This is a genomic window from Nonomuraea sp. NPDC003707, from assembly GCF_053587055.1.
The window spans coordinates 211,749-226,432 of sequence record NZ_JBSFNK010000013.1 but is presented as its reverse complement, the minus strand read 5'-3'; the positions used below and the strand labels follow the sequence as shown (position 1 = coordinate 226,432).

General features: G+C 69.0%; 10 protein-coding genes. 7 read left to right on the top strand and 3 right to left on the bottom strand.

Annotated features, from left to right (window positions below; translation table 11 throughout):
• Positions 1-64: 64 nt before the first annotated feature.
• Positions 65-2,251: a hypothetical protein gene (locus ACWDRB_RS31900; RefSeq protein WP_449899919.1), complete on the bottom strand. Its 2,187-nt coding sequence runs from the start codon at positions 2,249-2,251 to the stop codon at positions 65-67.
• A complete protein-coding gene (locus tag ACWDRB_RS31895) occupies positions 2,197-3,216 on the bottom strand; it encodes a family 1 glycosylhydrolase (protein WP_449899917.1) in 1,020 nt (339 codons plus the stop codon). Before ACWDRB_RS31895 ends, ACWDRB_RS31900 begins: the two co-directional genes overlap by 55 nt.
• A gap of 274 nt (positions 3,217-3,490) precedes the next feature.
• Here ACWDRB_RS31895 and ACWDRB_RS31890 point away from each other — a divergent pair, with 274 nt between their 5' ends.
• The 7 genes from ACWDRB_RS31890 (at position 3,491) to ACWDRB_RS31860 (ending at position 13,135) form a co-directional block, all read left to right on the top strand.
• Positions 3,491-4,477 carry a LacI family DNA-binding transcriptional regulator gene (locus ACWDRB_RS31890; protein WP_449899915.1) on the top strand — a complete coding sequence of 329 codons (987 nt, stop codon included), beginning with the start codon at positions 3,491-3,493 and terminating at the stop codon, positions 4,475-4,477.
• Between the two features lie 87 nt (positions 4,478-4,564).
• A complete protein-coding gene (locus ACWDRB_RS31885) occupies positions 4,565-5,455 on the top strand; it encodes a nucleoside hydrolase (protein ID WP_449899913.1) in 891 nt (296 codons plus the stop codon).
• Between the two features lie 57 nt (positions 5,456-5,512).
• On the top strand, positions 5,513-7,927 hold the full coding sequence (locus tag ACWDRB_RS31880; RefSeq protein WP_449899911.1) for a glycoside hydrolase family 2 TIM barrel-domain containing protein: 2,415 nt from the start codon (positions 5,513-5,515) through the stop codon (positions 7,925-7,927).
• A gap of 68 nt (positions 7,928-7,995) precedes the next feature.
• Positions 7,996-8,601 (top strand): peptide chain release factor H, encoded by a 606-nt coding sequence (locus ACWDRB_RS31875; protein WP_449899909.1) that lies wholly within the window; start codon positions 7,996-7,998, stop codon positions 8,599-8,601.
• Between the two features lie 320 nt (positions 8,602-8,921).
• Positions 8,922-12,047 (top strand): amidohydrolase family protein, encoded by a 3,126-nt coding sequence (locus ACWDRB_RS31870; RefSeq protein ID WP_449899907.1) that lies wholly within the window; start codon positions 8,922-8,924, stop codon positions 12,045-12,047.
• Between the two features lie 62 nt (positions 12,048-12,109).
• Positions 12,110-12,259, top strand: a complete 150-nt coding sequence (locus ACWDRB_RS31865; RefSeq protein WP_449899905.1) for a hypothetical protein — start codon at positions 12,110-12,112, stop codon at positions 12,257-12,259.
• Positions 12,260-12,298: 39 nt separating this feature from the next.
• Positions 12,299-13,135, top strand: a complete 837-nt coding sequence (locus ACWDRB_RS31860; protein ID WP_449899903.1) for an alpha/beta fold hydrolase — start codon at positions 12,299-12,301, stop codon at positions 13,133-13,135.
• A gap of 297 nt (positions 13,136-13,432) precedes the next feature.
• On the opposite strand, the gene ACWDRB_RS31855 is transcribed toward ACWDRB_RS31860, so the two are convergent.
• Entirely contained in the window at positions 13,433-14,626 is a 1,194-nt protein-coding gene (locus ACWDRB_RS31855) for an SGNH/GDSL hydrolase family protein (RefSeq protein ID WP_449899901.1), read from the bottom strand.
• Positions 14,627-14,684 lie beyond the last annotated feature (58 nt).

The window sequence follows — 14,684 nt, the reverse complement described above, 5'->3', positions numbered from 1 at the left end:
GGCCACTCTGTCTATGCCCGCCCCGGGGCTTTTCGGTGGACGCCGTACAACGGTTCTGGCCCTGTCAGTCGGCTGCCGGCCGACCGTTCTCCTTCCGTGTCCATGAAGAGCCGCTCAGGACGCTGGGGCGGGGAAACGCGCCCAGTCCTTCTGACGTGAGAATCCAGCCGTCGGGAAGCTCTGCCCCCTGGTCCACCGCTGTAGCGAGGTGCGCCATCGCGGCCAGCAGTCCTCCGTTCGCAGGGAGATAAATCGTGAGGAATCCCGGCATCTGCGGATTGTGTCCGTTGGGGAGGAACACGTTCTTGGGCGAAGGGAGCAGGAGGGCGTCGATCGCACGGCCGACATCGCCGAGTCGGGCCGCGGTCATCGCCATGACGGGGTAGTCCCAGCCCCAGCTGGACTGCAGGTCCCAGCGTTCCCATACGGCGTCGAGCGTCGCGGACATCGTGGCCGGGTCCACGAGGTCGGTATCCGGCAGCCACCCCAACGCCATGAGCATGGACGGATGATCCTTTCGGATGAGCAGCGGGGGCGTCGCGATGGCGGCGTACGTGCCGTCGGGGAGCAATGCGGGCCGGCTCATGTTCCGCGCCACCCGGTCCCACTCCTGGCGCGGTTCGAGACCGAGCCGGGTTCTCCACTCGTTCGCCACGCCGAGTGCCCAGGACCAGTACGCCAGCTCGAAGGTCGGATCGGTGTTCGTCGCCCGGTCGAGGAGGTAGCTTTCCTGCGCGGGGATGAGCGGAGGCGGCAGTCTGAAGGATCCGTCGCGTTCCTCGGCGAAGTCGGCCATGAAGTCGGCGGTCGCCTCGACGAGCGGGTAGTGCTCGCGCAGGAACGACTCCTCGCGCCCCTCGCCACGCAGCAACTCCAGCAGGTAGATCACGTGCGGCTGCTGCCACAGGAGGAAGACGCCGATGTTGCTCGGCGACTCGCGCGCGGACGGATCGGTCTGCTTCGGCCAGCGGGCTCCGCGATACCCCTGCCGGCGAGCGGTCGCCTTCGCCGCCTCCAGGGCTCCGTGATACCACCGCAGGCTGCGCTCGAGCAGTGCCCCTCGCCCCCACATCGGAAAATGCGCCGCATGCCACCAGTGCATCTCGAGGTGGAACTTGCCCGACCAGGTGTTGTACGTCAGACCGGACTCCGCAGGAGGCGTGCCGCCGGCGCTGTTGACGGCCATGAGGTACTGCGAGAGAACGACGCGGCGTTCCAGTTCCGCGGCGCGCGCGTCCGTGCTCCCGGCGAGGCTGACCGCGGCACCGGTGCTCCAGTGCTCCTCCCACCAGGTCTGCGCGGACGCGCTGACTGCGGAGAAGTCGTCCTTGTCCGGCTGCCGGCCCTGATCCGGCGTCAGCGTCACCACGACCTCGAGAACGGTGGCGCCCGTGTGCGCGACGACCGAGTCGGCTCCCTCACGCAGGCTGCCGGTGGTGCGGACGCCTACGCTGTAGGTCAGCGCCTCCACCGTGCGCCGTGCATGCCAGTGGCGCTCCGTCCGCTGGTCCCAGACCGTCTCCTGCGCGAGCGGACGTTCGAAGGCGGCCAGGCCGTCCGGCTGTTCGTCGAACACCCAGGCGACGCCCCATCCGCGCGGCAGCAGGCCGGACTCGACCCGCACGGCGAAGCAGTGATCCCGCGGGTCGGCGACGGTGGTGACGCGGACGCGCTCGCCGTCGAGGACGTACTCGGCCTGGATCGTTCCCGCCCACAGGTCGAGCTCGGTGCGGACGTCGGTCAGCGCGGCCGGATCGTCGAGCCCCGTCCCGCCGGGGCGGACCAGAGCGAGGCGGCCGAGGTGAGCGCGGCGGGGGTTGAAGTGGTACCACGCGCCCGTGACGAACTCGTCGGCGATCGGGTCGGCGGCACGTTGCAGGCCCATGCGGTCGAGATAGGGCACCGGGCCGCGGGACGTCTCGTACAGGGTGGTCGCGTCCTCGAGCCGGAGCATCCGGTCGGCGCGCGTCTCGTACCAGCCCCAGGTCGACTGGGTGCGTAGGGGGATCTGGAAGTCGTCGGCGTCGAAGACGCGCGGGCGCTGCTCGGGCAGGCCGGACAGCCCGTCGTGAACGACGCGGTGCGGGTCGGGGACCAACTCATGGAAGGACGGGAACGTCTGCAGCCCGGAGATGTCGACCGTGAGCGCGATGTCACCGTTGCCGACCGTGAGGACGTCGGCGGGGTGCGCGGACGTCAGCACGGGGTTGTGCCGTCGCACGAGTTGGCGCCGGTCGATTGCTTCGGACATCTCGCCTTTCTTTGGATGTTTGAGTTTCTGCTGCTCAGAGCGTGTTCGCTTGGGCGACGCCGCCCAGCCACGCGAGGCTCGGCTTGGGCCGGCGCTCGAACGTCTCCCGGTCGACGGCGACGAGGCCGAACGTCGGTGTAGGCGACGCGGCGGGAGTCGTCGCCGGTCGCGATGCCGTTCTCGGTGACGACGATCGGGACGTCGGGCAGCACCTCGGCGGTGTGCCGGACGGCGATGCCGAGGGCGTCGGGGCGGGTCTCGAACGCGCGGCTCGCGACCGACCATCCCACCCGAGCGTCCGTGCGCTCCCGCAGCACCTCCCGGGCCGCGTGGTGCGCCTCGACGAGACGGCGTCCGATGCCCACCGGTGGAGCCGGCTTCACCGGCCGGGGCGTGTCCGACTCCAGCGTGGGGCTCAGCCACTCCAGGCCAGAGCCGAGGTCGAGCGTCGCCTCCGCCTCGCGCACCATGATCGCGAGCATGTTGGGCTCGTTGATCGTGCACACCCACTCGACGCCGTCGAGGATCGAGGCGGTCGCCTCGACGTAGGCACGGAAGCGGTCCACGGCCCGTTCTCCCCGCCGGCCACCCTCCTCGGCGAACCATCTCGGCGAGGTGAAGTGGTGAATGGTGACGAACGGGGTGACGCCCGCGGCGAGACATGCGTCGATCATGCGCCGGTAGTGCGCGAGCGCCGCGCGGGACACCCTCCCGGGGACCGGCTCGATGCGCGCCCACTCGATGCCGAAGCGGTAGGTGTTCAGGCCCGACTCCGCGACGAGCCGGATGTCCTCGGTGTATCGGTGGTAACTGTCGAGGGCATCGCCGCTGCGATCCGCCCCTGGCATGCGCGCCTCCTGCGCCCAGAAGTCGCTGTTGACGTTGTTGCCCTCGACCTGGTGCGGGGCGCTCGCCGCGCCCCAGAGGAAGCCGTCGGGGAAGGTGTGCATTCGTCTCTCGATCACATGTCGGTCCGGCCGAAATCGTCGGCAGGAGCCGTAGCGGGCTCCGAATGCGAGTTAACGTAGCCGTTACGTCGCGAAGAGGTCAAGGAAAAATGTGTACCGGTCTACGACGTCTCCACTAGTGCGTGCAGGTATGTTCTGGATCATTCGTTAGTCTTCATAGACCGGTCTACATCAGCGATGATCTCGGCGCCGTAGGATCGGCAGGACTCGGCTTGAGAAGGGAATGCCCATGGTCGCGCCGGAGCGACGACGAAGAGTAACCATTTCTGACGTGGCGAAACACGCCGGGGTCTCCAAAGCGGCGGTCTCCAAGGTCATCCGGAACGACTACGGGGTCAGCGATGCCATGCGAGACCGCGTCAAGCAGGCCATCGACGAGCTCGGCTATCGCCCCCAGGCCGCCGCGCGGGCGCTGCGCGGGCGGGCGTTCACCATCGGCGTGCTCATGCGGCACATCGGGATCCCGTTCTACGCCGAGATCATGACCGGTCTGGTGGATCAGCTCGCCGAGTCCGACTATCAGGCGATCATGATCCAGGGAGGCACCCGCGACAAGACCGAGAAACGTGCCCTGGAGGCTCTGATAGACCGGCAGGTGGACGGCATCCTCATGATCGCTCCACTGGTCGGCCGCACCCAGCTTGAGCAGGTGGCGCGCGAAATCCCCACCGTGGTGCTGGGCCGCCACGACAGGTCGCCGGCGTACGACTTGATCGTCGACGACGACAGGGTCGGCTCCGAGCTCGTCGTGGACCACCTGATCGCGCTCGGCCACCGTCGCATCGGGCACATCACCTTCCAGCAGGAGCACGGACGGGCGGCGGACCAGATGCCGCGCATCAGGGCCGAGACCTACGAGCGGGTGATGCGGGATCGCGGGTTCGCCGACGAGATCGCCGTCGCCGCGACCTCGTACTCGGAGGAAGGCGGCTACGACGGCGCCCGCGAGCTGCTGAGCCGCTCTCCGCGCCCCACCGCGATCTTCGCCGGTTCCGATGAGGCGGCCCTCGGCGTGCTGGCCGCGCTGCACGAGGCGGGCCTGTCCGTCCCGGACGACGTCTCCGTGGCCGGCTACGACAACACCAGGCCGGCCGCGCATCCCAACATCGCGCTGACCACCGTCAACCAGGACGGAGTCGTCATGGGCCGGATGGCCGGCCGGCTGCTGCTCGAGCGCATCGAAGGTCGCACGTCACCGGTGCACTTCTCGGTCATTCCGAGCCTGGTCGTCCGACGCTCCACCGCTTCTCCCCGCTGACGTCCCGCCTGCACCGGAACGCGAACACCGGCGGGATGAGGACTCCCCCGACCTTCTTCACCGCATATCGACACATGGGAGACCGTCGTGCGCCAACGCAGAGTGATCATCAACAGCGACGCCAAGAACGAGGCGGACGACCAGTTCGCCATCGTCCACGGGTTGCTGTCACCGACTTTCGACATACGCGGGCTGATCCCGGCTCACTTCGGCACCCGGCGCACGCCTCGCAGCATGGAGGAGTCCCGCGAGGAGATCGACCTCCTGCTCGATCTGCTCGGCCTGACCGGCTCCGTCAGCGTGGCGAACGGCGCGGCGACGGCGCTGCCCGACGAGCACACCGCCATGGACTCGCCCGGCGCCCGGCTGATCATCGAGGCGTCGAAGCTCGCGGGCGAGCGCGATCCGCTCTACGTGGCGTTCCTCGGGCCGCTGACCGACATGGCCTCAGCGATCCTGCTGGACCCCGAGCTCGTACGCCGGCCGGTGGTGGTGATCTGGATCGACGGCCCGGGCTACCGCGGGTACGACGAGGGCCGGGGGATCGAGTTCAACCTCTCCAACGACGTGCACGCCGCCAACGTGGTGTTCGGGTCCGGCATCACCGTGTGGCAGGTGCCCAGGGACGTCTACACCAAGGTCTCGGTGAGCTACGCCGAGTTGGAGGAGAAGATCGGCGGCGCCGGCCCGCTGGCCCGCTACCTGATCGAGCAGTTGCACGAGATGAACGCCGCCTACCACCCCTGGCCGATCGAGTCCCGTTCGCTGGGCGATTCCCCCGCCATCGCGCTGATGCTCTACCCCGAGAGCGGCAACCTCCGCATGCGGCCCGCTCCCCGCTTCGGCGCGGACGGCTCCTGCCTGCCCGGCTCGGACCACCCGATCAGGGTTGTCGAGGAGGTCGACGTGCGCTTCCTGCTGGAGGACATGTTCGCCAAGATCCGCGCCTTCGGCCGCGAGCACACCAAGTCCACGTGACGGGCGCGAGTATTCGGCCTTTCTGATCTTCAGGAAACTCTCACCCAGAGGAGTTGCGTGATCCGCACCTCGTTCAACGACAACTGGCAGTTCCGCCCGAAGGTCAATCCTTTCGCCGAACTGGCCGGAACCGCGGTCCCGTTCGAGCCGGTGATCGTACCGCACGACGCGATGATCAGCCGCGACCGCGACGCCACCATGGACGGCGCCGCGACCGCCTATTTTCCTGGTGGGGCGTACGAGTACCGCAAGACGTTCCTGGTACCCGAGGAGCACCGGGGCAAGCGGATCATGCTGGAGTTCGAGGGCGTCTACCGGGACGCCACCGTGTTCATCAACGGGAACTACGCCGGGCAGCGCCCGTACGGATACTCGCGGTTCCTCGTCGACGCCGACCGGTTCCTGCGCTTCGGCGAGAACAACGAGATCCGGGTGGAGTGCCGCACCCACCAGGACTCGCGCTGGTACTCCGGCGCGGGCATCTACCGCGACACCTGGCTGCTCGTCGGCGAGGTCGTCCGGATCAGCCCGGACGGCGTTCACGTCACCGCCCCGGACATCGATGCCGAACGCGCGGTCGTGGAGGTCGCGACCACGATCGAGAACGACTCCAACGACCTGAGCACCGTCGAGCTGGTCACCGAGCTCCGCGATGCCGCGGGAACCGTCGTCGCGTCCGACACCGCGCCGATCACGGTACAACCCCACGAACCGGCCATCGCTCGCCGGCGCCTCTACGTCCGCGACCCCTCGCTGTGGAGCCCGGACTCGCCCGCGCTGTACACGTGCGCGGTGTCCATCACGGACATCGACGCCATGGAGGTCGCCTTCGGCATCCGTTCCTTGCGCCTGGACCCCGAGCACGGGTTGCGGATCAACGGCGAGACGGTGAAGCTGCGCGGCGCGTGCGTGCACCACGACAACGGACCGCTGGGGGCCGCGACGTTCGCCCACGCCGAGGAGCGCCGCGTGCGGCTGCTCAAGAACGCCGGATTCAACGCCATCCGCATGTCGCACCACCCCATGAGCACCGCGATGCTCGACGCCTGCGACCGCCTCGGCATGCTGGTGGTCGATGAGGCGTTCGACATGTGGACCTGGAGCAAGAGCCCGTTCGACTACAGCCTCAACTTCCCGGAATGGTGGGAACGCGACATCGAGGCGATGGTGGCCAAGGACTACAACCATCCCAGCGTCGTCCTCTACTCCCTCGGCAACGAAATTCCCGAAACCGGCGCAGCCACCGGGGCCGTATGGGGCCGCAGACTCGCCGAGAAGGTTCGTGCGCTGGATGACACCCGCTTCCTCACCAACGGGATCAACAACCTCCTGGCCCTGCTGCCTGATCTGCGCGTCCAGGAGGGCGACGACACTGGTATCAACACCCTGATGGCCGACAGCGGCTTCGACGTGAACGCTGTCGCCGGCTCCGACCTGGTGACCACCCGCACCGCCGAGTCCTACAGTGTGCTCGACGTGGCCGGGATGAACTACTCGGAGATCCGCTACGCGACCGACCGCACGCTGTTCCCGAACCGGATCATCCTGGGCACCGAGACCTTCCCGCCCCGCATCGACAACAACTGGCGGCTGGTCGAACAGCACAGCCATGTCATCGGCGATTTCACCTGGACCGGCTGGGACTACCTGGGCGAGGTCGGTGTCGGCCGGCCGCAGTACGTCACACCGGATACCCCGCGGCCCACGTTCATGGCACCATATCCGTACCTGCTGGCCGATTGCGGGGACATCGACATCACCGGTCACCGGCTTCCCGTCTCCTACTACCGGGAGATCGTTTTCGGCCTGCGCGCTCAGCCTTACCTTGCGGTTCAGCGGCCGCAGCACCATGGCAAGACCGTCATGAGCAGCCGGTGGGCCTGGAGTGACACCATCGCCGGCTGGACCTGGCCCGGCCACGAAAGCGCCCCGATCATCGTCGAGGTGTACAGCGACGCGGACGAGGTCGAACTCCTCGTCAATGGTCGCTCTCTGGGACGCAAGCCGGTCGGCGAGCAACACAGGTTCCGCACCGAGTTCGAGACCACCTACGAACCAGGCGAGCTGCTCGCGATCGCCCACCGCGACGGCGTCGAATCCGGCCGCGATGTCCTGCGCACCGCGACCGGCCCTCTTGTGTTGCACGCCGAACTCGAACGACCGATCATCACGACCGACGTCGGCGACCTCGCCTACATCACCCTCACTCTGGTCGATTCAGCCGGGACAGTGCACACCGCAGCCGACCGGCCCGTGCGGATAGACGTCTCCGGCGACGGAACGCTGATCGGCTTCGGGAGCGCCGACCCGTCGACCAAGGAACGGTTCGACGCGACCGAGCACCACACCTACCAGGGCCGCGCGCTCGCCGTGGTGAGGCCGACCGCGCCTGGCACCATCCGCCTGGTCGCCGTCGCCCCGGACTGCGACCCGGTCGAAGTGCTGGTCACGGTCGAAAAGCCGGACCGGTAACGGCAGAGCAGGTCTGTGCCGACGTCGGGCGAGCACCATCGGGAGCAGCGCCGCAAGCGGGGGCGGCCGTGAGCGTCCACCTGCTGCTGTCGGCCGGGCGCGGCCCGCAGGAGTGCGCCTGGGCGTTGGCGCAGCTGCTGCACCGCATGGAGGCTGACGCCACCCGGCAGGGTCTGGAGACCCATCGGGCCCAGACTGTTCCCGGTGATCGGCCCGGCACCTATCGATCGGTCCTCGTCCGGATCGCAGGTGACGGCGCCGAGGCGTTCGCCGCTTCGTGGACCGGAACTCTGTGCTGGCAGGCCCCCAGCCCGTACCGGGCCAGGTCCGGCCGGAAGAACTGGTACGTCATCGCCGAGCCGTGCCAGGTCGACGCCCCGCGTACGACGTTCGCGGAAGCGGACGTCGACATCGTCGCCTGCCGCACCGGCGGCCCCGGCGGTCAGCATCGGAACAAGGCCAGCACTGCCGTACGGGCGACCCGCCGGCCCATGGGGATCGTCGTCTGTTCGCCTACCGCCGGGGGGTTGACCATTCAGCGCGGTGTGTCCGCCGTGATGGTTGTAGCAGTGGCGGTCGTCGATCCAAGGTGCGCAGCCCCGCTCGAGTTCACGCCCGGCTGTCCGGTCCGACGCAGACCCACGACGCGATCCCGTCCCACCCGCCCCTCTTGACCAATTCTGTTGACCGACGTATGTACATTCCTATGCACATACTTTAGTCAAGCAGGTCCCACTGCCCTCAATGAGCACATCAGCCCGCCTCTGCTCGATGAGTTGGCGGGTGGTGGCGATGATCAACCGGACGAACGCCAGGCAGATAACGCGTTTCGCCTCGGACCAGGAATAGCGCGTCATCACGTTCAGCCGTTCACTGACGCCTTCTCCGAAGGAGGGTGTCAGCTCGATGACTATCTGACCATGTGTGAATAGTGGAGTGAAAAGCCCCGATGTCTCACTCACCGGTTCCCCCCAGCACCTCCACCTCCGGATCGATGTCACGCCCGTCCCGCCGGGCCGTCCTGGCGGGCGGCGGTGCCGTCCTCGCCGCCGTGCTCGCCCCGGCCTCACCGGCGAGGGCCGGCGTAGCGGGGGACGCCGGTAAGACATCCGTCGCCTCCGGCACCGACTTCGGCGTCGCGCCCTCGCCCGACGGCCGCCTGCTCGCCCTCGACCTGCTCGGTGTTCTGTGGGTCTGCTCCGCCTCCGGGGGCACCGCCCGGAGGCTCACCAGCGATCTGTACGACGTCGCCCAGCCCGACTGGTCCCCGGACGGATCCACCATCGTGTTCCAGTCGTACCGCGACGGTGTCTTCAACCTGTGGACGATCCGGCCCGACGGGTCCGCGATCACGCAGTTGACCACCGGCCCGTTCGATCATCGAGAGCCCCGCTACAGCCCGGACGGGCGCACCATCGCCTACTCCTCCGATGCGGGAGGCAGCTACGGGATCCACCTGCTCGACGTCGCCACCGGAGCGAGCCGCGTCCTGACCGACAGCTCCGCCGAGGAGTACGAGCCGGCCTGGTCACCCGACGGGAGGAAGGTCGCGTTCGTCGTCGCCGACACCAGGATCGACGTCATCGAGGTCGCCACCGGCACGCGCAGCACCGTGGTCACGGTGCCCGCCGGTCAGGTCATTCACCAGCCGTCCTGGCTGCCGAACGGCACCGACCTCGCCTACCACCTCTTCCACTCGGGCGCCAATGATCTGGCCGGCACGGCGGGCGCCCTCGTCACCGGCGAGGAGGTGTTCCCGTTCCGTGCCCGGTTCGCCCCGGACGGACGCTATTACTACACCTCCGCGGGCACCATCAAGGTCCGCCGCCTCAACTCCGCGTCCGTCGGCACCATCGGCTTCACCGCCGCGCTGACGACGACGACGCCGAAGTACAAGAAGAGGGTCCGCGTATTCGACGAGCCCGGGTCGTTCCCCGTCGTCGGAATCGGCAGCCCGGCCGTGTCCCCGGACGGGTCCGCCGTCGCCTTCCGCGCGCTCAACGACATCTATCTGATGCGCATCGGTGGCACGCCGGAACCGCTTTTCCGTGACCGCTGGTGGAAAGCCGACCCGGATTTCTCCCCGGACGGGCGGCAGCTGGCGTTCGTCACCGACCGTACCGGCACCCTCAATATCTGGGTCCGCGACCTGAGCACTGGCGCCGACCGGCAGGTGACCCATCTGACCGACTCCGCCGCCCTGTCGGTCCGGTGGTCGCCCGACGGGAGGGAGATCGCCTACCTGGACCAGGACGGCGCCCTGTGGGTCGTGGAAGTCGCCACCGGCGACCTCCAGAAGGTCTTCGACGCCACCTTCGAACCAGGCCGCCCGACCTGGTCACCCGACGGCAGAACCCTTGCGCTGGCCGCGGTGGTGCCGTACTCACGACGCTACCGTGAGGGACTGTCCAAAATCCTGCTCGTCGACCGGGCCACGGGTGCCGGCACGTACATCGACCCCGCGCCGCACCGATCCCTGCAGACGCGTGGTGACGACGGCCCCGTCTGGTCCCCTGACGGCACCATGCTCGCCTTCGCCATGGAATCGCTCCTGTGGGTCCTGCCCGTCGACAAGACCGGACGGCCCACCGGCAGCGCCCGTCAGGTCACCCGGGAGGTCACCGACGCCCCCGTCTGGGCAGGCGACTCGGCCACCCTCCTTTACCTGAACGAGGGACGTCTCAAGAGTGTGCGCCTCGACGGCAAGCCCGCCCGGTCGATTCCGATGCGGCTGACCTGGCGCAACGACACCGGCCCCGATCAGGTCGTCATTCACGCCGGCCGCATGTGGGACGGCGTCTCCAACAGCGTCGTCCGTGACGTCGACATCATCGTACGAGGCCAGCGCATCACCGCGATCGAGCCGCACCGGGACGGAAGGCCCGGCACCCGGATCGACGCCCGCGACAGGTTCGTCATGCCCGGCCTGATCGACATCCACCATCACCGTGAGATGCAGGGCTACGCGTACGGATCGCGGCAGGGTCCGCTGTGGCTCGCCCTGGGCGTCACCACGACGCGCTCACCTGGCTCACCTGCGTACCACATGGTCGAGGAGCGCGAGTCGGTGCAGTCCGGTTCCCGGCTCGCACCGCGCTACCTGGGCACCGGCGAGGCCATCGACGGGGCGCGCATCTACTACAACTTCATGCGCCCGACGTACTCCCACGACCAACTGCGGCTCGAACTGCAGCGGGCCGCCGCCCTCGACTACGACATGATGAAGTGCTACGTGCGGCTGCCGGTCGCCTGGCACAGGGAGGTCATCGACTGGGCCCACCGCCAGGGCAAGCCGGTCAGCTCGCATTACCACTATCCGGCGATCGCCATGGGCGGCGACCAGACCGAGCACGTCGGCGCCACCAACCGGTTCGGCTACTCACGCACCGTCACGAATGTCGGCTCCGCCTACTCGGACGTCATCTCCATGTTCAACGCCTCGAAGATGGCCAGAACCCCCACCCTGTTCAACTCCTCGACCCTCTACAGGGACGACACCTCGCTGGTCACCGACGAACGAGTTCGCCGGCTCTACCCGAACTGGCGGATGGCGCAGCTCCGGGCGACGGTCACCACGGCGCAGACCGCCGACCCGACGGCGGTCCAGGTGATCCGGACGAACCTCGCCAACCAGGTCGCGCAGCTCACGGCGATGATCCGCGGCGGCGGCGTGGTCACCGCGGGCACCGACGCGCCGATCGATCACCTCGGGATCAGCCTGCACATGAACCTGCGCGCCATGGTCAAGTACGGCCTGACCCCGCGCGAAACGCTCACCGCCGCGACCAGCACGTCCGGGGCCTACCTCGGCCTCCCGCTGGGCAGGATCGCCAAGGGCATGTACGCCGACCTGGCCATCATCGACGGCGACCCGCTGTCCCGCATCGAGGACGCCGCCAACGTCACCGCCGTCGTCGTCGGCGGGAGACACCACACCGTCGAGCAGCTCCTCGCGCCTTACCCGTCCTCCACCGCCACCGGCCAGGCGGCGCCCGCGGCCTCCGCGCCTGCCGGCAAGGTCAAGGACCGCGTCCCCGTCCACCAGAGCACGGCGAGCCACTGGTGGAACGACCCCGCCCAGCTCGAGGGAGCCCGAACTGCCTGCTGCGACGATCACTGAGCACGAGTTCTCGTGTAACAGGGGTGCGAACGCCGACCGGATGAACGGCCCGGCCAACCTCGGTGGACGCACTCGCGCAGGTCAAGCACGCCCCGGGCACGGACATCGCGATCCTCGGCAGTCCCACGCTCACCGGTACCTTGTTGCCCGCGAACCTGATGGTCAATCCGATCATCCTGGGCGTCCTTCCGTACTACCGCCCGCAGGGCTGAGGGAGGGCGGCGAGCGTTGACCGCGGACAGGAGAATGGGATGATCGAGCTGGACATCCAGGTGGGTGCGGGCCGCACGCTGCACGTCTACGACACCGCTTCGAAGGGGAGCGGGCGGCTGCCTGTTCTGTGGCATCACGGTACGCCCAACGTAGGGGCGCCTCCGGAGCCGCTCTTCGCCGCGGCCGACAGGCTGGGGTTGCGCTGGGTGTCCTTCGACCGGCCGGGCTACGGTGGCTCCAGCGTCGCACCGGGGCGCACCATCGCGTCGGTCGCCGTTGACGCGGCAACCGTCGCGGACGCGCTCGGCATCGATCGGTTCGCCGTCGCGGGGTACTCCGGCGGCGGGTCTTATGCTCTGGGATGCGCGGCGGTTCTGGGTGATCGCGTCCAGGGGGTGCTGAGTCTGGCCGGCATCGCCCCGTACGGCGCGGATGGACTGGACTGGTTCGCCGGGATGGTCCCGTCCGGCGTGGCCGCGCTGGGGACGGCGGCGGCGGGCCGCGAAGTGAGGGCTGCGCTGCAGGCGTCGGGCTTCGCCTACGATTGCCAGTTCACCGCGGCCGATCTGGCCCTGTTCGAGGGGCCGTGGGGGTGGCTGGGAAAGGTCGGCGAACCGGCTCTCGCCGCCGGCCCGTACGGCCAGATCGACGACGACGTCTCCTACACCCTTGCGTGGGGCTGTGATCCCGGCACCATCAGCGCCCCCGTCCTGCTCCTGCACGGCACCGCGGACCGGATCATCCCCGCTGCTCACGGGTCATGGCTGGCGGCCCGTTGCCCGACCGCCGAGCTGCGGCTCTGCGCGGGCGACAGCCACTTCACCATTGTCAACCACACCGAAGAGGGCCTGGAGTGGCTTCGCCGGCAGATCTGACATCTCGGACACGAACAGCCTCGCTCCCCGGGCGAGGGCCGAAGCACGATTGTCGCGTCCACCGTCGAGGCCGGCACCGGTGTGCCGGCCTCGACCGCGCGGAACCGGATCTTGGTCAGCGGCGGCTTCGGCCGCCGCAAGACCTTGGTGTAGCCCCATTGGAGCCCCGCCCGGCCAGCCCTCGCCACGGTGGGGCGCCCGCTGGAGGACCCGACGCCGGCTTCCGCTGGTACTTGTCAGGATCTGCCTCTGCCACCCAGTGTGCGAGGTGGTGTTCTCAGCGGCTGGCCGGCTGGCTCAACTGAACAGCGACAGGTCTATGGAGTCGGCCAGGGCCCGGTAGCCCGCATCGCTGCCGTGCAGATGGTCACCGGCGTGGAAGTCCGCCCTGATCCGGCTGGGGCGGCCCGGGTCGCGCCAGACGGCGTCGAAATCCAGCACGGCGTCGAAGGCGCCGCCGACGCGGATCCATTCGTTGACCGTCTGGCGTGCGCTCTCGCCCGCCGGCGTGTAGATCTCCGCACCCTCGTAGGGCGGGATCGTGGTGGCGTAGACCCTCACGCCGCGTTCGCGCGCCCGGGCGATCAGCTGCCGGTAGCCCGCGATGACGTCGTCCGTCGTCACCGGCGCGCCAGGGAACATCTTCAGGAAATCCGCCAGCGGACCGTCCTGTGGGGCGAAGGAGATGCCGAGGTCATTGCCGCCCACGGAGAGCACCACGTAGCCGAGGCCGGGCGTCGCCAGCACGTCACGGTCGAAGCGGGCCAGGGCGGCGACACCGATGCCGTCGTTGAGCATCCGGTTGCCGCTGATTCCCTGGTTGGAGACGTAGCCGGCGGCCACGCCCCGCTCGGCGAGACGCTCGGCCAGCAGCTCCGGCCAGCTGTGGTTGGTGTCCGGGGTCGAGCCGGCGCCGTCGGCGCGGGAGTCGCCCACCACGACGATGGCCTTGGCCGGGGCGTCGGGGAGCAGCTCGACGGCGGAGATCAGGGCCCGCACCGGCAGGACCTCGGCGTTCTCCGGCAGGGTCGGGGCGGCGACGACGTCGCCCCGGATCGTCCAGCCGGTCTCCAGGGCGGGGTCGTGGCAGGTGCAGGTCTCCACGCGCCCCGGCAGGTACAGGCTGATGGACAGCTTGGCGAGGGCGGGCAGGGGCAGGTCGACCGGATCGCTGAGGATCGGCGCCCCCGCCGGGACGGTGACGGCCGACGCGCCGGAGAAGGTCAGCACGCGCTCGCTGCCCGGCCGCACCCCGCCGCCGGGCACCGCGAGGCCCACCTGCGCCGCGCCGATGGTGAAAGGCGCGGTCCCGTACTCGTTGGTGAAGCGGATGCGCACCCGGCGCCCGCCGCCGCTGATGCGCACCACCTGGCGCAGGGTCACGTCGGCGAGGGGCGGGTGGTCGTCGAGCGAGCCGAGCCCGTCGTGGGCCGCCTGGGGCGAGGCGCCCCAGCTCCGGACCCAGCTGCCGGCGTCGTTCGTCATGGTCATCTGTTGCCTCCGTTGTTCGTGATGGTGGTACGGCATGCCGAAGACTGGGGCGGGTCTC

Bases quoted from the DNA above. Each gene is read 5' to 3' on its own strand.
- ACWDRB_RS31900 (WP_449899919.1), bottom strand. From the start codon at position 2,251: ATGTCCGAAGCAATCGACCGGCGCCAACTCGTGCGACGGCACAACCCC.
- ACWDRB_RS31870 (WP_449899907.1), top strand. From the start codon at position 8,922: ATGTCACGCCCGTCCCGCCGGGCCGTCCTGGCGGGCGGCGGTGCCGTC.
- ACWDRB_RS31860 (WP_449899903.1), top strand. From the start codon at position 12,299: ATGATCGAGCTGGACATCCAGGTGGGTGCGGGCCGCACGCTGCACGTC.
- ACWDRB_RS31855 (WP_449899901.1), bottom strand. From the start codon at position 14,626: ATGACCATGACGAACGACGCCGGCAGCTGGGTCCGGAGCTGGGGCGCC.